At 60.7% G+C, this 18,408-nt stretch carries 20 protein-coding genes; 14 read left to right on the plus strand and 6 right to left on the minus strand.

What is annotated here, in order from left to right; all coding sequences use genetic code 11:
* Nucleotides 1-84: 84 nt before the first annotated feature.
* Nucleotides 85-798, plus strand: a complete 714-nt coding sequence (locus FHW37_RS06095; RefSeq protein WP_145634027.1) for a class I SAM-dependent methyltransferase — start codon at nt 85-87, stop codon at nt 796-798.
* A gap of 233 nt (nt 799-1,031) precedes the next feature.
* A complete protein-coding gene (locus tag FHW37_RS06100; protein WP_145634029.1) occupies nt 1,032-1,271 on the plus strand; it encodes a DUF982 domain-containing protein in 240 nt (79 codons plus the stop codon).
* Nucleotides 1,272-1,487: 216 nt separating this feature from the next.
* Here the strand turns inward: FHW37_RS06100 and FHW37_RS06105 are convergent, their stop codons facing one another.
* Nucleotides 1,488-2,045 (minus strand): cupin domain-containing protein, encoded by a 558-nt coding sequence (locus tag FHW37_RS06105; protein ID WP_246690688.1) that lies wholly within the window; start codon nt 2,043-2,045, stop codon nt 1,488-1,490.
* Between the two features lie 405 nt (nt 2,046-2,450).
* Here FHW37_RS06105 and FHW37_RS06110 point away from each other — a divergent pair, with 405 nt between their 5' ends.
* The 6 genes from FHW37_RS06110 to FHW37_RS06135 all read left to right on the plus strand — a co-directional run bounded on the left by FHW37_RS06110 (nt 2,451) and on the right by FHW37_RS06135 (nt 6,766).
* On the plus strand, nt 2,451-3,488 hold the full coding sequence (locus tag FHW37_RS06110) for a cysteine synthase A (RefSeq protein ID WP_145634032.1): 1,038 nt from the start codon (nt 2,451-2,453) through the stop codon (nt 3,486-3,488).
* Nucleotides 3,489-3,507: 19 nt separating this feature from the next.
* Nucleotides 3,508-4,248: an alanyl-tRNA editing protein gene (locus FHW37_RS06115; protein WP_145634034.1), complete on the plus strand. Its 741-nt coding sequence runs from the start codon at nt 3,508-3,510 to the stop codon at nt 4,246-4,248.
* A 27-nt stretch (nt 4,249-4,275) separates the two neighbouring features.
* A complete protein-coding gene (gene sseA, locus FHW37_RS06120; RefSeq protein WP_145634036.1) occupies nt 4,276-5,142 on the plus strand; it encodes a 3-mercaptopyruvate sulfurtransferase in 867 nt (288 codons plus the stop codon).
* A 4-nt stretch (nt 5,143-5,146) separates the two neighbouring features.
* Nucleotides 5,147-5,704 (plus strand): GNAT family N-acetyltransferase, encoded by a 558-nt coding sequence (locus tag FHW37_RS06125; RefSeq protein ID WP_145634039.1) that lies wholly within the window; start codon nt 5,147-5,149, stop codon nt 5,702-5,704.
* Nucleotides 5,704-6,177: a hypothetical protein gene (locus tag FHW37_RS06130; protein WP_145634041.1), complete on the plus strand. Its 474-nt coding sequence runs from the start codon at nt 5,704-5,706 to the stop codon at nt 6,175-6,177. Before FHW37_RS06125 ends, FHW37_RS06130 begins: the two co-directional genes overlap by 1 nt.
* 88 nt (nt 6,178-6,265) lie before the next feature.
* Complete coding sequence (locus tag FHW37_RS06135; protein ID WP_145634043.1) at nt 6,266-6,766, plus strand: DUF1203 domain-containing protein; 501 nt, start codon at nt 6,266-6,268, stop codon at nt 6,764-6,766.
* A 186-nt stretch (nt 6,767-6,952) separates the two neighbouring features.
* Here FHW37_RS06135 and FHW37_RS06140 read toward each other — a convergent pair whose 3' ends face one another.
* Nucleotides 6,953-7,657 (minus strand): PadR family transcriptional regulator, encoded by a 705-nt coding sequence (locus FHW37_RS06140; protein WP_145634044.1) that lies wholly within the window; start codon nt 7,655-7,657, stop codon nt 6,953-6,955.
* Nucleotides 7,658-7,830: 173 nt separating this feature from the next.
* Nucleotides 7,831-8,949 (minus strand): alanine dehydrogenase, encoded by a 1,119-nt coding sequence (gene ald, locus FHW37_RS06145; protein ID WP_145634046.1) that lies wholly within the window; start codon nt 8,947-8,949, stop codon nt 7,831-7,833.
* A gap of 142 nt (nt 8,950-9,091) precedes the next feature.
* Between ald and FHW37_RS06150 the strand changes: the two genes are divergently transcribed.
* Entirely contained in the window at nt 9,092-9,553 is a 462-nt protein-coding gene (locus tag FHW37_RS06150; protein ID WP_145634048.1) for an Lrp/AsnC family transcriptional regulator, read from the plus strand.
* A 6-nt stretch (nt 9,554-9,559) separates the two neighbouring features.
* On the opposite strand, the gene FHW37_RS06155 is transcribed toward FHW37_RS06150, so the two are convergent.
* Nucleotides 9,560-10,393 carry a DMT family transporter gene (locus tag FHW37_RS06155; protein ID WP_145634051.1) on the minus strand — a complete coding sequence of 278 codons (834 nt, stop codon included), beginning with the start codon at nt 10,391-10,393 and terminating at the stop codon, nt 9,560-9,562.
* Nucleotides 10,394-10,703: 310 nt separating this feature from the next.
* Here FHW37_RS06155 and FHW37_RS06160 point away from each other — a divergent pair, with 310 nt between their 5' ends.
* The 5 genes from FHW37_RS06160 to FHW37_RS06180 all read left to right on the plus strand — a co-directional run bounded on the left by FHW37_RS06160 (nt 10,704) and on the right by FHW37_RS06180 (nt 16,325).
* The gene (locus tag FHW37_RS06160) at nt 10,704-11,492 is read left to right on the plus strand and encodes a hypothetical protein (protein WP_145634053.1); all 789 of its coding nucleotides are present in this window, start codon (nt 10,704-10,706) and stop codon (nt 11,490-11,492) included.
* 137 nt (nt 11,493-11,629) lie between these two features.
* Complete coding sequence (locus FHW37_RS06165; protein ID WP_145634056.1) at nt 11,630-11,944, plus strand: PilZ domain-containing protein; 315 nt, start codon at nt 11,630-11,632, stop codon at nt 11,942-11,944.
* Nucleotides 11,945-12,164: 220 nt separating this feature from the next.
* Complete coding sequence (locus FHW37_RS06170) at nt 12,165-14,153, plus strand: bifunctional 2',3'-cyclic-nucleotide 2'-phosphodiesterase/3'-nucleotidase (protein ID WP_145634058.1); 1,989 nt, start codon at nt 12,165-12,167, stop codon at nt 14,151-14,153.
* A 210-nt stretch (nt 14,154-14,363) separates the two neighbouring features.
* Nucleotides 14,364-15,200 carry a PhzF family phenazine biosynthesis protein gene (locus FHW37_RS06175; protein ID WP_145634060.1) on the plus strand — a complete coding sequence of 279 codons (837 nt, stop codon included), beginning with the start codon at nt 14,364-14,366 and terminating at the stop codon, nt 15,198-15,200.
* 84 nt (nt 15,201-15,284) lie between these two features.
* Nucleotides 15,285-16,325 carry a CorA family divalent cation transporter gene (locus FHW37_RS06180; protein ID WP_145634062.1) on the plus strand — a complete coding sequence of 347 codons (1,041 nt, stop codon included), beginning with the start codon at nt 15,285-15,287 and terminating at the stop codon, nt 16,323-16,325.
* Nucleotides 16,326-16,557: 232 nt separating this feature from the next.
* On the opposite strand, the gene FHW37_RS06185 is transcribed toward FHW37_RS06180, so the two are convergent.
* Together FHW37_RS06185 and FHW37_RS06190 are read right to left on the minus strand one after the other, a co-directional pair.
* Nucleotides 16,558-17,142 (minus strand): DUF2087 domain-containing protein, encoded by a 585-nt coding sequence (locus tag FHW37_RS06185; RefSeq protein ID WP_145634065.1) that lies wholly within the window; start codon nt 17,140-17,142, stop codon nt 16,558-16,560.
* A gap of 213 nt (nt 17,143-17,355) precedes the next feature.
* Nucleotides 17,356-18,324, minus strand: a complete 969-nt coding sequence (locus FHW37_RS06190; RefSeq protein ID WP_145634067.1) for a LysR family transcriptional regulator — start codon at nt 18,322-18,324, stop codon at nt 17,356-17,358.
* Nucleotides 18,325-18,408 lie beyond the last annotated feature (84 nt).

Raw genomic sequence — 18,408 nt, forward strand, 5'->3', positions numbered from 1 at the left:
CAGCACAATTCAAGCGTCAGCTTTGCCGCTTGCATTTATGATCGCCGTTGTCAGACTCCACAGCAGAATCAACTGGAGTTTCCGATGAGCGAGAGTGTGTTGAAATATTCACAGATGCAGAGGGCGTTCTATGAACATGCCGCATCCGTGGGAAAATATGATATCGACCATAAGCGAGATATTGTGGTTGGCAGTTACCACGAACACAATCGCTGGAGTGACTACGACAAATATCTGTTCGGATTCATCGATGAATCCTACAAAGACAAGCTGGCACTTGATTTCGGCTGCGGCCCCGGCCGCAACATCATTAAATATAACCATCTTTTCAAAAGAATCGACGGCTGCGACATTGCGCAGACCAATCTGAACAATGCGGAAGGCAATATCAGGTTCGAAGGAATGGAAGTTCCCAACCTGTATCTTACCCAGGGCGCGGATGTAGGCAACGTCCCGGACAACACTTACGACGTGATCTTCTCGTCAATCACCATGCAGCATATCTGCGTCCACGAGATCCGCTACGCAATTCTTACGGACATGTATCGGGCTCTCAAGAAACTGGGACGCATCTCGATCCAGATGGGCTTCGGTGTTTCGCCAGGAAAACTGTCGTATTTCGATAATTTTTACGATGCGGCAAGCACCAATAGCGCCGCAGATACAATGATCGAGAATGTCGACTACATTCAGGGCGATCTGGAGCGGATCGGTTTCCTGAATTTCAAATATCACATTCGTCCGACCGGTCCCGGCGACAGTCATCCGCACTGGATCTTCTTCACGGCACATAAATAAGTTTTTTCCGACGGGAATAGCTGCTGTGTCGCCTCGAAGGCTGCGATCGATATCTGCATCGCGAAACCGCTTGCACCTTCAGACCTGCTGCTCCGTTTGAAGATCGAGCTGCGCCAGTAACAATGGCGCGGCCACCGCCTTTCCGCGATCGTTACTTTAGAATTCCCTTGTTTGCACGGAACAATCCGCTAAGCTCTGCATTGGAAGAGGTTGGCATTAAGGGAGGAAAACCGATGCAGACAAGCTGGGAGAAACCGGTGCGCGTTGCTTTTGGTCATCTGGGTACGGAAGTCATCAACAGCCCTTCGGAGGCTCTCATGCTTTTGATGGACCACTGGCCGGATCTGCGAGGCCCGAGCTTCGTGCGGGCAAGAAGTGCCTGCCGTGCAGCGCTGGATGGCCGTCGGTCGCCGGAAGATGCACGCCGCCATTTCGAGGAAGCCGTCAGCGAAGCTCAGCTGCACGTCAACTGATCAACGGCGCTGAAACAGCCCATCGAGACAGAAGAGCAAATGAGACCGGCTAGCTCCGTCGAGGCGGCCAGCGATCGTTTTGACGCCAATGCTCCGGCAAAAACCTGAACTGAGAGAATGCAATGGCCGGTTTTCCGGCCATTTGTCGTTTCGACAAAAGACGGCTGCGGATGGGCTACTCAGCGCGGCTCCAGGTCGTGGATTGGGAAAGCCAGCCTATACGCCGATAATATCGCCAAAAAGCCGGATCATCGGCCCGGAGAGCGCGATCGGCGCAAACAGGACCGAGAAACAGACGCAGGGCTTGTCGCCTGCAATCGGGCGATGGTCGAGCGTCTCATCGGCGACGGACACATCCCCTTCACCGAAAATGCCGCGGTGATCGTGAAACTCACCTTCCAGCACAAGCGTCAGCTCCAGCCCATGATGACCGTGATTGGGAAGCGCGCGGCCGGGCCTTGCCCATAAAAGAGAAGCCTCGACCTCGGAGGAGCGCTCGATCACGTGCTCGCGCAGTCCCGGCAGCTTGGTTCTCCAGGGAATGCCGGACAGGTCCTTGCCGGCATAGGCTCTCAGCAGTGCCGGCCACATGCCTCGATCGACAGGACCGCCATCCAGACGCGGCGGCGTGGATTTGAGGATATCGAAAAGCGTGCGATCGCGGAATTTCAGCGGCTGCGGCTCGACCGCCTCAAGCGAGTCGCCGGCAAGCCTTTGCAGGGTGTGAGCAAACCGTCCGGCCGGCGCCTGCATCTCAAGATGCGACCCAACCAAGACATGCGCCGGCGGCGGGAGGGAGCCCGCTACATATTGCGCAACCAGAAAATCAACTCGTTCGAGATTTAGAAGCATGGTCCAGCATCGGTATCATCAGAATAGTTAAAATATAAAAAGCTAAAATTCGTCAATATCACGTCCAACATTGCTTCACCGCCCCCCCTCGGCAAACCACGAGACCAAGCCTGAGACTGCAGGCCCACTCTACCAAAAAATCATACAATTCTCTTTCAAGTTTGTCGACATCACTGCAGTGCAACCTGCCGCAGATGTGATCGGAGGGCAGATTCGCTCGAATTTTCGCTGCGGAAAATCTGCCGAAGCAACGGATTTTCTTGCTCTCCTTGCCTTGCCCGCCCAAAAGAGCCTTATTACATGTTCGCAGAACAAAAAGGCTTACCCATGACCTTCAATCCTTCCGTCGTCGACGTGATCGGCAATACCCCTCTCATCCGTCTCAAGCGGGCATCCGAGGCGACAGGCTGCGAAATCCTGGGCAAGGCCGAATTCATGAATCCGGGCCAGTCGGTCAAGGATCGTGCGGCGCTGTTCATCATCCGCGATGCGGAGAAAAAGGGCCTGCTGAAGCCGGGCGGCGTAATCGTCGAAGGCACGGCCGGCAATACCGGCATCGGGCTGACCATGGTCGCCAAGGCGCTCGGTTACCGGACCGTGATTGTCATCCCGGAAACCCAGAGCCAGGAAAAGAAGGATGCGCTGAAACTGCTCGGCGCAGAACTGGTCGAGGTGCCGGCTGTTCCCTACAAGAACCCGAACAATTACGTCAAAGTGTCCGGCCGCATTGCCGAGGAACTGGCCAAGAGCGAGCCGAACGGCGCGATCTGGGCAAACCAGTTCGACAATGTCGCCAACCGCGAGGCACATATCGCAACGACCGCACCGGAAATCTGGGAACAGACCGGCGGCAAGGTCGATGGTTTCATCTGCGCGGTCGGTTCGGGCGGGACGCTGGTCGGCACGGCCATGGGGCTGAAGGCGAAGAATGCCGGCATCAAGATCGGCATCGCCGATCCGGAAGGTGCGGCACTCTATGAATATTACGCGCATGGCGAATTCAAGTCGGAAGGCAATTCGATCACCGAGGGTATCGGCCAGGGCCGCATCACCGCCAATCTCGAAGGTTTTACGCCGGATTACGCCTATCGCATCTCCGATGCCGAAGCCCTGCCGATCGTCTTCGATCTGGTCGAGGAAGAAGGCCTTTGCCTTGGCGGCTCGTCCGGCATCAACATTGCCGGCGCGATCCACCTCGCCAAGGATCTCGGCCCCGGTCATACGATCGTGACGGTGCTTTGCGATTATGGCAACCGCTACCAGTCAAAACTTTTCAACCCGGAATTCCTGAAATCCAAGGGTCTGCCGGTGCCGGCATGGCTGACGACCAAGCGGGATATCGCCATTCCCTTCCAGTCCGCCTGACGGCTGGGGAGCATTCTTGATGAGCGTCGAAATCCTTTACCGCGACGATTTTTATCTCTCGACCGCGGAAGCGCTGGTGACTGCGATCCACGAGGATGGCGGCATCGAACTCGATCGCACGTGCTTTTATGCGACCTCCGGCGGCCAGCCGGGTGACACCGGCTTTCTGGAACGGGCCGACGGTACGAAGATCATGCTTGGCCAGACCAAACACGGCGCGACCAAGGATATCGTCATCCATGTACCGCTCGAAGGCGAACCCCAGCCCCTCGTTGGCGAGGCGCTCGTGCTGCATGTCGACTGGCCGCGGCGTTACAAGCTGATGCGCATGCACACTGCCTGCCACCTTCTCTCGGTCGTCTGCCCCTTTCCGATCACGGGTGCGGCCGTCGGCGAAGACGAATCGCGTGTCGATTTCGACATGACAGAAGCCTCGGCCGACAAGGACGAGGTGACGGCAAAACTGATGGAGCTGGTGCGCCAGAACCATCCCGTCACACTGCAATGGATCACCGACGAGGAACTGGCCGCCAATCCGGGCATCGTCAAGTCGAAGAACGTCCGGCCGCCGGTCGGGCTCGGCCGCGTCAGCCTTGTCTGCATCGGCGAAAATTCCAGCATAGACAGCCAGCCCTGCGGCGGAACGCATGTGTCCGAAACCCAGGAAGTGGGCGCCATTCACATCGCCAAGATTGAAAAGAAGGGCAAGGAGAACCGTCGTTTCCGGATCCGCTTCGGCGAAGCCGCAATCGACGCCTGACATCCTTGCTCCCGAAGGAGACAGACCATGAGCGAAACCAGCCGTTTCGTCGTTTCTTCCGAGTGGCTTCACGGCGAACTCGGCAAGCCGGACCTGAAGATCGTCGATGCCGCCTTCTATCTTCCGGCGCATAACCGCGATGCCGATGCCGAATATGCGAGCGGCCATATTCCGGGCGCCGTCCGCTTCGACCATGACAAGGTGGCCGACAAGTCGACCGGCCTGCCGCATATGGTACCGACGCCCGAGGTTTTCTCGGAAGCCGTCGGCAGGCTCGGCATCAGCGAAAATGACCGGATCGTCATCTATGACGGCCCCGGCATCTTTTCCTCTGCACGCGGCTGGTGGCTGTTCCGCATCATGGGCGCCAAGAACGTCTTCATCCTGGACGGCGGGCTTGACGGCTGGAAGGCCGAGGGACGCCCGCTCGAGACCGGCGTCACCGCCCCTACCCTTGCCGTGTTCAAGGCCGACCTTCTGCTCGACAAGGTGATCGATTTCCAGACCATGCTGTCGATCGTCAGCGACAGCACGCGCCAGATTGCCGATGCGCGGCCGGCTGGCCGTTTCACCGGTGCGGAACCCGAACCGCGGGCCGGCATGCGTTCCGGCCATATGCCGGGCGCCGTCAGCCTTCCCTCCGGCACGTTCTCGGTGAATGGCAAGCTTCGCTCGCTTCCCGAACTGCGCAAAGTGATCGAGGACGCGGGCATCGATTTCGGCCGTCCGATCGTCACCAGTTGCGGCTCGGGCATTACCGCCGCGATCATCACGCTTGCGCTGGAATCGCTCGGCCACGAGGACAATGCGCTCTATGACGGATCGTGGACCGAATGGGGTGCAAGGCAGGATACGCCTGTCGTCACCGGTCCGGCAACGCCGAACGCGGCCTGACCTGATGGCGAAAAAACCGACCCCGCTCACCACCCGCGTCACCAGCCTCGAAATGACGGCACCGCCGAAGGCAAGCCTGCCGGTTCCGGTCAACCTGCAGACGGCGATCATGCGGACCTCGGAAATCCCGCTGCATTTCTACCGCTATCTCTACCGGCAGGTGGGCAAGCGCTGGAACTGGTTCGAACGCCTGCGGCTGAATGACGAGGAACTGGCGGCGATCATCCATGCGCCAAAAGTCTCCGTCTCGGTGCTTTACGTGGATGGCGCCCCGGCCGGCTTTTACGAGCTTGCCCAGAAGGAAGACGGGATCGTCGAACTATCCTATTTCGGCCTGTTCGAACGGGCGCTCGGGCTCGGCATCGGCAAATGGTTTCTGCTGCAGGCGCTTTACACCGCCTGGCAAGACAATCCGCAGAAGGTCACCGTGACGACCAACACGCTCGACCATCCGCGCGCGCTGCAGCTTTATCAGATGATGGGCTTTTCGCCGGTTGCGGCCGGTGAGGCGGAAGTCGTGCCGATGACGGATGCGGAACTGTTCAAGGTTTTGGGCGGCTGATGAATGTGCCGTCACCCAAAGCGGTCCTTGTCGCTTTGGTGATGCTCGTGCTCGTTATTGCAGCCACCCTGCTGTTCTGGCAGGTGCTGAAACTTGCCTTCTATCGACCGCAGGACGTCGTGGTCGAACGGATCGAAGCCCTCTGCTCGCGGATACCGCAACATCGCCGGCGTAGCTGGTTCGAAAAACCGCGGCAATGGACGGACGAGTGCAGCAAACTGCTTAAACAGAATGGCGGGAGAAATGTTGCCCGCGCGACATTTTTGTCCTTCACCTATCGGTCGCCCGCCGATGGCGAGCCACATGCCGGGACGCTGCAGCGGAACCTCAACGACGCAGGGCAGGCCGCCAGAACCGGCGATCGAATTGCAATCGAAGCCTCCTGGCTGCTGAGCGATGTGTTTACCGACTGGTCGAGCCCCAGCATTGCGCCGGAGAATATTTTCCGCGGCTCGCTCCCCGACCCCAATTGAGCGAGCGGCATGTCGCCCGCCGCGCAAGTATCGGGTGGCGGCTTTGCTTTTGCGGCGGCATGACAGGGCAAAACCGAAGGAGCCCATCATGACCGCTGATCCGTCCACGCAAAAATCCGCCATCCGCTTTACCGCCATGCCCGCGCCAGACGCCGTCCATCTGTGGAGTGGCGGACTGGATGCCTATGGCCGCCAGCCGGAAACAAAAGTCTCCGACGGCCCCGGCCATCCGTGCCGGCATTGCCTGAAAAATATCGAGGCGGGCGAGGAGTTTTTCGTGCTCGCATACAGACCCTTTCCGGACCTGCAGCCTTATGCGGAAACCGGACCGATCTTCCTGCACAAGGCGCGGTGCTCGCGTTATGAGGCCGAAGAGGTAACGCCGCCGATCCTCTCCAGCCCGGACTATATCGTCCGCGGTTACGGTGCCGACGACCGGATCGTTTACGGCAGCGGTGCGGTGACGCCGACCGGCACGATCGACAAAAGGGCGAGCGAACTCTTCGCCCGTCCGGAGATTGCCTATGTGCATGTCCGCTCAGCCCGCAACAATTGTTTCCAGTGCCGGATCGAGCGTCCTGAAGCATAGGGACCGCGATGAGGCCGATCGTCAAAACCCTCTCTGGCCTGCCGGCCATCTCCCCCACGAGGGGGGAGAAAATTTGCCGCACTCGCTCGCCCTGCATTTAAGCATTCAGCGGATCGACTGGGTTAAGCCCTCCCCCTTGTGGGGAGGGTTTGGGAGGGGACTTACCCCACCCATGAGCCTTCATTTTCAATTATGGCTTTCGCCATCCTTCGGCTCCGTTCGCTCCAGCCCTTCGGCCAGATCGAGCAGAAGTTTGACGTATTCGCCGGCCTTCTTCTCGTCTGCCTCAAGCTTGCGGGCGATCACCTCGCGCAGGTTCAGCATGGCGGCATCGACGCTGCGCGGCAGGTTCGGGCCGGCTTCGCCGCCGCGGCGCTTTGCACGTTCCTGCTTTTCGCGGATACGCTCGGCCAGTTCCGACAGGCGGTCGAGGATCATCGAGGCAAAGCTGCGGTTTTCATCGAGATAGGCCTTGCCTTCCTCGGTGATCGCATACCGCTTCTTGTTGCCGTCGGCTTCCGCCACGACATAGCCGGCTTCTTCGAGATAGGTGAGCGTCGGATAGATGACGCCCGGGCTCGGGGCGTAAAAGCCGTAGGTCATGTCCTCGATATGCTTGATGATCTCGTAGCCGTGACGCGGCTCCTTTTCGATCAGTGCCAGAACGACGAGGCGCAGGTCGCCCTGCATCAGGAAACGGCCGACCCGGCCCTCCCCGTCATCACCAAAACCACGGCCGCCCGGGCCACCGGGGCCGCCATGATGACCGGGACCACCCCGGCCGCGGCTGAACGGTCCGCCGCGCATGGCAAAGATTTCCTCGAAGCCACGGGCTTCGCGACCGTCCCGACCATGGCATCCATGCCGGCCTTCAAATTTGCGTCCAAACATTGTTCGTCTCCTTTAGACTGTCTTTCGATATATCTAAAGATAGCAATTCACTTCCGATTGTCCAGATCTTCGATATATCTAAATCATATCGTATTAATCTGAAACGCAGAAAAACGCCGGAAGGCATTCGGCCACCCGGCGTTTTCGTAAGGATTTACGACTATCGAAAGGCTTCAGGCGACCGCCAGAACGCTTTCCGGCGATACCGCTTCGTAACCCAGTGCCTCGGCCACCGGCCGGTTGGTGACGCGGCCCTTGTGGACGTTGAGGCCGTTGCGCAAGTGCCTGTCCTCGGCGATTGCCCTGAGGCCCCGATCGGCCAACGCCAGCCCATAATGCAGCGTTGCATTGTTCAGCGCATGCGCCGAGGTTACGGGCACGGCGCCCGGCATGTTGGCGACGCAATAATGGACGATGCCGTCGACCTCATAGGTCGGGTCGGAATGGGTGGTGGCATGCGAGGTCTCGAAGCAACCGCCCTGATCGATCGCCACATCCACCATCACCGCGCCCTTGCGCATGCCCGACAGCATTTCGCGGCTGACGAGTTTTGGCGCAGCCGCACCGGGGATCAGCACGGCACCGATGACGAGATCGGCGGAAAAGATTTCCTCTTCCAGCGCGTCGATCGTCGAATAGCGCGTATGCACCCGGCCGGCGAAAAGGTCGTCGAGCTGGCGCAGGCGCGGCAGCGAACGGTCGAGAATTGAAACATCGGCGCCGAGACCGGCCGCCATGCGGGCCGCATGCAGGCCGACGACACCGCCGCCGATCACCACGACCTTGGCCGGCAGCACGCCCGGCACGCCGCCGAGCAGGATGCCGCGGCCGCCATTGGCCTTTTGCAGCGCCGTCGCGCCGGCTTGGATCGCCAGCCGTCCGGCGACTTCCGACATCGGCGCCAGAAGCGGCAGGCCGCCGCGATCGTCGGTCACGGTCTCGTAGGCGACGGCCGTGACGCCGGAGGCGAGCAGGCCCCTGGTCTGTTCCGGATCCGGCGCGAGATGCAGGTAGGTATAGAGGATCTGGCCGTCGCGCAGCTGCGCCCATTCGCCGGGCTGCGGCTCCTTCACCTTGACGACCATGTCGGATTTTTCGAACACGTCCCGGGCGCTGGCGGCGATCCTGGCGCCAGCCGCCGCATAGGCGCCATCATCGGCACCGATCCCGCTCCCTGCGCCGGTCTCGACCAGCACGTCATGGCCATGCGCCACATATTCGCGCACCGCAGCCGGCGTCAGTCCGACGCGATATTCGTGATTCTTGATTTCCTTCGGGCATCCGACGCGCATGCAACGCTCCTCCGTTCGATTGCGGCTCAGTTCAAAACTCCCGGTGACAGGCTAGCCGCAGAGCGGATGAAATGTCCTTGCGAAGACGGGGACGCGATGGCAGAGTTTTCGCGCTTTCGCAATTCTTCGGGGAATTCTTCGAATGAGCACTCTCGACAGCATCGATCATGCGATCATGCGCACGCTGCAGGACAATGGCCGGATTTCCAATGCCGAGCTTGCCGAGCGGGTGGGACTGTCACCTTCCGCCTGTTCGCGGCGTCTCGACATTCTGGAAAAGAACGGCACGATCAGTGGTTATCACGCGCGCCTGTCCAACAAGGCGCTCGAATACAAGATGATGGTGATCGTCCATATCTCGCTGTCGGGGCAATTCGCCAAAACGCTGACGGAATTCGAGACGGCGGTCAAACGCTGTCCGAACATCCTCGTCTGTTACCTGATGTCCGGCGAATATGACTATATCCTGCGCGTCGCCGCCAAGGATCTGGAAGACTATGAGCGGATCCACCGCGACTGGCTTTCTGCCCTGCCGCATGTGGTCAAGATCAATTCCAGCTTCGCGCTTCGGGAAATTATCGACCGGCCGAATGTCGGGCTTTGAGCAGCCTCAGGAGACCCCGATCAGGATCGCCCCGGCAGCCACGACGATACAGGCCGCAATGCGCTTGACCGTGAGTGTCTCCCCCAGGAATAGCCAGCCAATGACGACGGCGAATACGACGCTGGTTTCGCGCAATGCCGAAACGGGACCGGCCGGCGCCAGCGAATAGGCAACCAGCACGACGCCATAGGAGAGAAGCGATACCATGCCGCCGCCGACCGCCTTTTTCGTCTCGCGCGCGCGCAGGTCGATCTTCAACCGGCCACGCGTCAGGAGGAAGGCGGCGCCCAGCAGAAAACCCGGCAGCACGAAAACCCAGGTTATATAGGCGGCGCGATCGCCCGAAACGCGAATGCCGATCGCATCGACTGTCGAATAACCGGCAATCATCACGCCGGTCGCAAGCCCGTAAAGCATGGACTGCACGGAAGCGCTGCCCTTGCCGAGCGCCAGAACCATGATGCCGATGACGATGAAGAGCACGCCGAGCATGGCGAGCGGATGCAGCGCCTCGCCGATCAGCGCAAAACTGCCGGCCGTGACGAGAAGCGGCGCGCTGCCGCGGATGATCGGATAGACCTGACCGAGTTCGCCATGCCGGTAAGCGGCGACGAGAAGCAGGCCGTAAAAGAGCTGGAAAAACGCGGAGCCAATCAGATAGGGCCAGGCCGCAGCGATTGGCAGCGGCAGGATGATAGCAACCGGAAGTGCCACGACCGTCATGGCCAGCGACATGACGGTCATCGTCCAGAAACGGTCAGCACCGGAGCGCAGAAAAGCGTTCCAGCTTGCATGCAGCACGGCGGCAAACAGCGCCAGGAAAACGACGGAAGTACTCACCGGCACTGACCGGAATTTGCCCGGGAAAATCCTTCCCGCATGCCGCACGAAACCATTCCCATCCCCGCTCTCCGAATCGTTTGTGAAAGATTTGTGACAGTCGCGGAAACATTGCGAAAGGGGCAGTTTTGCAAATCAGCCGACGGATAGCGACATGGGTCAGAGCGGGATCGCAGCCACGCTCTCGTCCGGATGTGTGGCTGGAACAGAAAGACACTCGACAGATCCGGGCGGTGCGCCATCTACCCCTTGGCCCTGCCGTCAGCCGCCCTCAGCCGGGTGTTCGAGAAACCAGATTACGGACCTTTCGATGACTGATTTTTCTTCCCGCTTTGCCGAACTGCTGAAGACACTGGACGATGAGAATGCGGAATTTTTCGGCGCCGGAATGCGCGACGAGCTTCTGGCGCTTGTGCCGGCTATCCCGGACCGGGCCGCGGAAGCCTGTCTGTTCCGCGAACTGGCGGTTCTCGAAGCGAAACGGGATGAACTCGTCTGCCTCGACCATGCGGAACGGGCACTGGCGGCCCATGCGGATACCGGCGCGCTCTCGGATCATCGGCTTTATTTCATGCATCTCACCTGCGGCGATGTCGGCACCGCCTGGAATGGCGGGCCGCGCACGGCATTTCACCTCAAGGAAGCACTGAGGTTGCATGCGGAACTGGGACGGCCGCTCCCCGAAGCCTTCTCGCTGCGCCTCAACCGCGGCGTCCATGAAAGAACCAACGGCACGGCCCGCATGGGGCTCGACTGGTTCGAGCCGCTTCTGGCCGACGGCGAGCGGGAATATGGCGCCGAAAGCCCCTATCTCAACCATCTGCTGGGGCTGATGTCGGATAGCGAGGAGAAGCTGGGAAACATGCCGAGGGCGCTTGCCCATGCGGAACGTGCCTTGGCGCTGCTGGATGTCGGCAGCGACATGGGACGGCGTGTCAGCGCGCTCACGGCCCATGCGAAACTGCAGCTTCGCGCTGGACACGAAGCCCGGGCACGACAGCTTTCCGACGAAGCCATCGCCTTCGCCGACGCGCATTGCTCGCGCGCCACGCAGGAATTCGCCAGGGAGCAGAAGGCAAAGATCTTTCCGGTTTCCTAGATCACCCGCGCGCAAAAGCGATCATCCCGGCTCTGCCCGCGCCTTTCGAAGACCAGTCCATTTTTATCGATCGCCCTAAAGGCGTTTCAATATGTGACGTGTAGGCTGTCTTCCAGAGAGCCATGAGGATGATCTCGATGACAGTCAAAAGCATGAAGACACGTGCAGCCGCGCGCGAAAAGACGCGCATCATGGGAACGGTACGATACTATAACGAGTCCGTCAGCGGACGGGTGGTCGACCTGTCGGCAAAGGGGCTGGCGCTGGATGTCGCAAGCCCTTTCAACGCCGCCAATGGCAGCCCGGTAAAAGTCGAGAGCAACGAGCTCGGCATTCTCGAAGGGACGGTGAAGTGGCTGCATCGCGGCCGGCTGGGCATCGAATTCCGCCCCAATTCCAATGCGGCGGCCCAGGTTTCTTCCTATTTTCGCTTCTTCCACAAAGGCGCCTGATCCCGCCGCGACAGGCAACCGATGACAGAGGGCGCGACGGCGAAAGATCCGCCGCGTCCCTCCCTTTCGATAACGTCCCGCCCCGCCACCTGGGCGACAATCAGGTGTCACAGAACCTCGCTTAAAATCCGCTTGGATATCCCATCCGTGCGGGCCAATATGGGTCCGATTGGAATTCGCCGAACCACACCGTCGGCGCCATATTGCGAGGAGTTTGTTGATGTCGTCCTTGACCGCCCCCTTCATCCTGACCCGCCGTTCGCTGATGTCGGGCATTGCCGCGTCCTCGGCACTGATCGCGCTGCATCCCTTCGCCGCCCGCGCGGCCGGCAACCAGGCGCATCTGCGGATCATGGAAACGACCGATATCCACGTCAACGTCTTCCCTTACGACTATTACGCCGACAAGCCGAACGACACGATGGGCCTTGCCCGTACCGGCTCGATCATCGATTCGATCCGTGCCGAAGCCGGCAATTCGATGCTGATCGACAATGGCGACGTTTTACAGGGCAGCCCGATGGGCGATTACATCGCCTATGAGCGCGGCATGAAGGATGGTGACAAGCACCCGGTCATCTCGGCGATGAACACGCTGGGCTACGAGGTCGGCACGCTCGGCAACCACGAATTCAATTACGGCCTCGACTTCATGTTCAAGGTCCTGAACGGCTCGAACTATCCTTATGTCTGCGCCAACCTGACCAAGGGCCAGCTGGCATCGGATCCGAAAAAGGACGAGCTGTTCTTCAAGCCCTACATCATCATCGAAAAGCAGATCAAGGACGGCGCCGGTGCTACCAGCCCGGTCAAGATCGGCTTCATCGGCTTCGTGCCGCCGCAGATCATGGTCTGGGATTCAAAGAACCTCGAGGGCAAGGCACAGACGCGCGATATCGTCGAGGCGGCCAAGGCCTGGGTGCCGGTCATGAAGGAGGAAGGCGCCGATATCGTCATCGCGCTCTCGCATTCCGGCATTGACGGCACCGGCCAGAAGGAGCGAATGGAAAACGCCTCGCTCTATCTGGCCGGCGTCGAGGGCATCGATGCGATCTTCACCGGCCACCAGCATCTCGTCTTCCCCGGCCCGAAGGACTTTGTCGGCATCGAGGGCGTCGACGCCAAGAAGGGCACGCTGCAGGGCAAGCCCGCCGTCATGGCCGGCTTCTGGGGTTCGCATATGGGCCTGATCGACCTCCTGCTCGAAAAGGACGGCAAGAGCTGGAAGATCGTCGACTTCACCTCCGAGGCGCGGCCGATCTATCACCGCGACGAGGCCAAGAAGGTCGTTGCCGACGTCAAGGACAAGCCGGAAATCGTTGCCGCCGCCAAGGCCGAGCATGAGGCGACCATCGCCTATGTCCGCCGCCCGGTGGGCAAGACATCTGCGCCGCTCTATTCCTATTTCGCGCTGGTTGCCGACGATCCGTCGGTACAGATCGTCTCGAATGCGCAGACCTGGTACATCAAGGACATGCTGAAGGAGAGCCAGTACAAGGATCTCCCGGTCCTGTCTGCCGCCGCTCCCTTCAAGGCCGGCGGCCGCAATGGTCCGGACTATTACACCGACGTCCCGGCCGGCGACATCGCCATCAAGAACGTTTCGGACCTCTATCTCTATCCGAACACGGTGCAGGCGGTTCTGATCACGGGCGCGCAGGTGAAGAACTGGCTGGAAATGTCGGCTGGCATGTTCAACCAGGTGAAGCCGGGTTCCAAGGATGCGGCCCTCCTGAACAATGCCTTCCCGTCATACAATTTCGACGTGATCGACGGCGTCACCTACCAGATCGACCTGTCGCAGCCGGCGCGTTTCGACAAGGATGGCAAGGTGACCGATGACAAGGTGGAGCGTATCGTCGACCTGAAATTCGACGGCAAGCCGATCGATCCGGCCCAGAAATTCGTGGTCGTCTCCAACAATTACCGCGCCGGTGGCGGCGGCAATTTCCCGGAGATCGCAGCCGACAAGGTGATTTTTGTCGCGCCCGATACCAATCGTGACGTGATCGTCCGCTACATCGTCTCCCAGGGCACGATCAACCCGTCGGCCGATGCCAACTGGTCGTTCAAGCCGATTGCCGACACGACCGCCGTCTTCGAGACCGGCCCAAAAGCCCGCCAGTTCGCCAAGGACGTCAAGGGCGCCAAGATCGAAGATGCCGGCGACGGCGAAAACGGTTTTGCGAAGTTCCGACTGGTGCTGTGAGGCATTCGTTAAAAAGACCCCTCCCCACCCTCCCCACAAGGGGGAGGGCTTAACCCGGCGGCGACGCTTTAGCCTCGATTGAGGCTGGCGGGCGCCGCGCGTATTCTCCCCCCTTGTGGGGGAGATGGCCGGCAGGCCAGAGAGGGTCTTGGCCACAGGCGATTACGTAGCGGCAACCACCGCGAAACTGCATGACCGACAGGACACCCCATGCCCACATTCTCCTTCCAGCAGGTTGACGTTTTTTCCAGCCAGCCGATGCGCGGCAATCCGCTGGCGGTCGTGATCGGCGCCGATGCCTTGAGCGATGCCCAGATGCAGGCTTTCGCAAACTGGACCAATCTCAGCGAAACCACGTTTCTGCTGCAACCGACCGACCCGACTGCCAGCTATCGCGTGCGCATCTTCACCCCGAGCCAGGAACTGCCCTTTGCCGGCCATCCGACGCTCGGCAGCGCCCATGTCTGGCTGTCGCAACAGGCCACATCACCGGATGGAGACATCGTTCAGGAATGCGGCGCCGGACTGGTGCGCATCCGCCGCGACGGCGGCCGGCTTGCCTTTGCGGCACCGCCCCTCACCCGTAGCGGCCCGGTCGATCCCGCCCTCATCGAGAAGATCGCCAAGGCGCTCGGCATTCCGGTATCGCTAATCATCGATTCCAACTGGTGCCAGAACGGGCCGGACTGGATCGGCGTGCTCCTGCCCTCGCGCGCCAACGTTCTGGCCGTAAAACCGGATTATTCCATTCTCGCCGGCACCCGCGTCGGGCTGGTCGGACGCTTCGATCCGTCACGGGATGGCGATGAAGCTCTATTCGAAGTGCGCGCCTTTACACGCAACGGTTACGAGGATCCGGTCACCGGCAGTCTCAATGCCGGGCTGGCGCAATGGCTGATCGGCGCCGGCGTTGCGCCTGAAAGTTATGTGGCGGCACAGGGCACGGTGCTCGGCCGTGCCGGGCGTGTCCATGTCGACAAGGTCGGCGAGGATGTCTGGGTCGGCGGCGAGGTCGCGACCTGCATTGCGGGGACGCTGACACTCTAAGCATTTCCCCTCATCGCCCATCCCCTTCGCCCGCCTCGCATTTACTGCTAAAATCGCGTGACGCCTTTGGGAGGAGGCGTAGCAATGCTCGACAAACCGAAAACCACAGCAACCCCCACGGCAACCTATGGCGAAGAGCCGGGTCTGCGTTTTGCTGTTCTTCTCGACGGTCAGGGCGGATGCCGGACGGTCGATATCGCGGCGGCCTGCAGCTGGAAGCCGGGCGATGGCGTCATGTGGCTGCATTTCGAGCGCGATCATCCGGCCTCGGCCGACTGGGTCAACACCAAGGGCGGCTTCGATCCGCTCGTGGCCGAAGCCCTGCTCGAAGAGGATTCCCGCCCCCGTGTCGAGCCGATCGGCGATGGTCTCCTGATCATCCTGCGCGGCGTCTGTGCGGCGCCGCCGGAGGACGAGGAGACCGAGGAAGACGATCTCGACCTCGTTCCCCTGCATATCTGGGTGGATGAACACCGGCTGGTGACATTGCGCGACAGTGGCCATTTCATCACCGCGCTCCGCGACATCCGCCGCGCGCTCGATATCGGCAAGGGGCCGAAAAAGGCGGGCGATCTGCTGGCTCTCGTCAGCGACAAACTGGTGCGCGATCTGGAACCCGTGCTTGACGGCATGGACGAGGAGATCGACGAACTCGACGACCTGATTTTCAAAGGCGAGGCCAGCGAGGTCCGGCAAAGGCTGAAACTGCTACGACGCCGCGCCGTGCAGCTGCGCCGTTACCTCGCTCCCCAGCGCGATGCGCTGAACCGGATCGAACATGACGATGCGCCCTGGCTGAAGGAACGCGACAAACTCAGGTTCCGCGAGGTGATCGATAAGCTGATGCGCTTCATCGAATATCTCGATGCGATCCGCGACCGCACCAGCATTTTGCATGACGACCTTGCCACCGTGATCGGCGAGCGGATCGCCCGCAATTCCAACCGGCTCGCGGCGCTGGCCGCTCTTCTCCTGCCGCCCAGCGTCGTCGCCGGCCTGTTCGGCATGAATGTCGGCGGCATTCCCGGCGTCAACGATACCTGGGCGTTTCTGATCATCGTCGCCGTCGTGGTGGTCATCTCGGCGGCGACGCTGTGGGTTTTGAAGAAGATCGACTGGTTGTGATGGCGGTGCCGCACGCCCCCTATGATCTCCCCCCTTGTGGGGGAGATGTCACGAAGTGACAGAGGGGGGTGGGCGACGGTTCTACAAAGTCAAAGATAACGATGGCGCGCGGCATCCCCCCTCTGCCCTGCCGGGCATCTCCCCCACAAGGGGGGAGATCGACTAGCGGCATGCTTCAACTTGTATGCGCTCGAATGAGAACTATCCTATTGGACACCCAGCCTCCCGCCACTCAAGCCGCGACCGCCCTGCCCGCTCCGATCCTTGAAGCCAGCAGCCGCAGTTCCGCCGGTGGCTTGCGTTCGATGCGGCGATAACCGCTGCCGTCACGTTTGCGGGTGACGAGGCCGAGATCGAACAGGTCGCGGCGCAGAAGCGCGGCGTCGCCGAACAGGTGGAAACCGTTCAGGAACTCGCTGATGCCGCGTTCCGAAAATTCCTCGCCCCGCGGGATCTTTGACCAGAGCAGCCAGAGGCAAAGTTCCTGCTGGGCCCGCTTGGTCGGCCAGCGGATGAGCCTGCCCTCGCGATCGAAAAGTCGCAGCATTTTGGCGACCCGTGCCTCATTGGGCATGGGCTCGGGTTCAACGGGATGCAAAGCGGTCACCGACAGGTGACCTTCTTCCGCCGGCGGCACTGCTGCGGTTTTGGCGCTGGCGCGAAAATGCTGGTAGTTTTTGAAACCGGCAGCCCGGCTCAACAGGTTGAGCATTTCGACATGGCTGGGTTTATGATCGAGCGTGACGATCTGTTCACGCAAAGATTTGGCGAATGCCGACATGTCGGCCACCGCCATCGGAAAGATGGTTCTGGTCATCTCTTATCCTCGACACGTGCCGGTCCGTCTGGAATGTCGCTGGTCGCCGTCTTGTCGATTTCGGCACGGGATAAGTGCTGATGATCCTGGAATATGCAGGTTTAGCTTCCCTTTCGGGACGGCGACGCCTCGGTGAACTGCTGACCGTGACGCCATCTATAACAGAGGCCGCAAGCGCGTCAATCGCATCGGCGCGCGGCCATCGCGACCTGCCTACTCGGCGGCGACGGGATAGCTGAGATGTTCGCCGGTCTTCACCAGCCGCGAAAATTCGGCATGGTTGGGGCAGGACGACAGGCGGGCGCCAAAACTTTCGATCAGCCATTGGCCCGCAGGACCCGGCGGATTGGCAGCTTTGCGCAGCGCATAAAGCGGATATTCGCCCTGTTCATAGGCTTCGAGATCGAGCTTGACGAGATCGCCAGTACTCAGATCCCCGCGCACCATCGAAGCCGGCAAGCCGCCCCAGCCGAGGCCACCCTTGATCAGCTGGTATTTCGTCGCGATGTCGCTGATCCGCCAGATCTTGTAGGACAGAACGTTGAAATCCCGGCCCGCGGTAATGCCGGAAGCATCCGTTACTACCAGCTGGGTTTCCTCGCGCACATCGGCCACCGTCAGCGGCCGGCCAAGGCGCACGAGCGGATGTTCGGGGGCAGCGACCGGCAGCATGAAGGAATGGCCGATCCTTTCCGCCACCAGCGAATCGTCTGGCCGCAGCAGCGCGCCGCCAATGCCGATCCCGGCCCGGCCGGAAGAGACCATGTCCATCACCATGCCGAGCTCGCCGACACTGAGGTTGAGCGCGACGCTCGGAAACTGCTTGCGGAAATCCTTCAGCTCGGCCACGACCGCCTCGGCCGGCACCATGACGCTGATGGCGAGCGAGACTTCCGCCTCAAGCCCCTGCTTGATGCTTTTTGCCCGCGAGCGCATCACCTGCAGGTCGGCGACGATGCGGCGCGCATCGGTCAGCATCGCCCTGCCCGCATCCGTCAGCCGCGGCTGCCTTGCGCCGCTACGCTCGAACAGCGGCATGTCGAGCTGCGTCTCGAGATTGGCGATCGTATAGCTCACCACGGACTGGGCGCGGTTGAGTTGTCGGGAGGCGGCGGAAAAGCTGCCGCTTTCGGCAACGGCAATGAAGACCTGCAGCTGGTCGAGTGTCGGGTTGGCGTCCATTGAACTATCCAGATCTTCGATAGAAAACTTCGATATTATCCCCGTTTTATCGATGACGGTCCACCCTTATTTCTGACGCCAGAC

Origin of the sequence: Neorhizobium alkalisoli (assembly GCF_007829835.1) — a bacterium.
Taxonomy (GTDB): domain Bacteria; phylum Pseudomonadota; class Alphaproteobacteria; order Rhizobiales; family Rhizobiaceae; genus Neorhizobium.

Excerpts from the sequence above, each read along its gene's own strand:
- FHW37_RS06160 (WP_145634053.1), top strand. The coding sequence starts at position 10,704 with ATGACTGATTTTTCTTCCCGCTTTGCCGAACTGCTGAAGACACTGGAC.
- FHW37_RS06180 (WP_145634062.1), top strand. The coding sequence starts at position 15,285 with ATGCTCGACAAACCGAAAACCACAGCAACCCCCACGGCAACCTATGGC.
- FHW37_RS06100 (WP_145634029.1), top strand. The coding sequence starts at position 1,032 with ATGCAGACAAGCTGGGAGAAACCGGTGCGCGTTGCTTTTGGTCATCTG.
- FHW37_RS06170 (WP_145634058.1), top strand. The coding sequence starts at position 12,165 with ATGTCGTCCTTGACCGCCCCCTTCATCCTGACCCGCCGTTCGCTGATG.
- sseA (WP_145634036.1), top strand. The coding sequence starts at position 4,276 with ATGAGCGAAACCAGCCGTTTCGTCGTTTCTTCCGAGTGGCTTCACGGC.
- ald (WP_145634046.1), bottom strand. The coding sequence starts at position 8,949 with ATGCGCGTCGGATGCCCGAAGGAAATCAAGAATCACGAATATCGCGTC.
- FHW37_RS06115 (WP_145634034.1), top strand. The coding sequence starts at position 3,508 with ATGAGCGTCGAAATCCTTTACCGCGACGATTTTTATCTCTCGACCGCG.
- FHW37_RS06135 (WP_145634043.1), top strand. The coding sequence starts at position 6,266 with ATGACCGCTGATCCGTCCACGCAAAAATCCGCCATCCGCTTTACCGCC.
- FHW37_RS06140 (WP_145634044.1), bottom strand. The coding sequence starts at position 7,657 with ATGTTTGGACGCAAATTTGAAGGCCGGCATGGATGCCATGGTCGGGAC.
- FHW37_RS06095 (WP_145634027.1), top strand. The coding sequence starts at position 85 with ATGAGCGAGAGTGTGTTGAAATATTCACAGATGCAGAGGGCGTTCTAT.
- FHW37_RS06190 (WP_145634067.1), bottom strand. The coding sequence starts at position 18,324 with ATGGACGCCAACCCGACACTCGACCAGCTGCAGGTCTTCATTGCCGTT.
- FHW37_RS06150 (WP_145634048.1), top strand. The coding sequence starts at position 9,092 with ATGAGCACTCTCGACAGCATCGATCATGCGATCATGCGCACGCTGCAG.
- FHW37_RS06125 (WP_145634039.1), top strand. The coding sequence starts at position 5,147 with ATGGCGAAAAAACCGACCCCGCTCACCACCCGCGTCACCAGCCTCGAA.
- FHW37_RS06130 (WP_145634041.1), top strand. The coding sequence starts at position 5,704 with ATGAATGTGCCGTCACCCAAAGCGGTCCTTGTCGCTTTGGTGATGCTC.
- FHW37_RS06110 (WP_145634032.1), top strand. The coding sequence starts at position 2,451 with ATGACCTTCAATCCTTCCGTCGTCGACGTGATCGGCAATACCCCTCTC.
- FHW37_RS06175 (WP_145634060.1), top strand. The coding sequence starts at position 14,364 with ATGCCCACATTCTCCTTCCAGCAGGTTGACGTTTTTTCCAGCCAGCCG.
- FHW37_RS06185 (WP_145634065.1), bottom strand. The coding sequence starts at position 17,142 with ATGACCAGAACCATCTTTCCGATGGCGGTGGCCGACATGTCGGCATTC.
- FHW37_RS06165 (WP_145634056.1), top strand. The coding sequence starts at position 11,630 with ATGACAGTCAAAAGCATGAAGACACGTGCAGCCGCGCGCGAAAAGACG.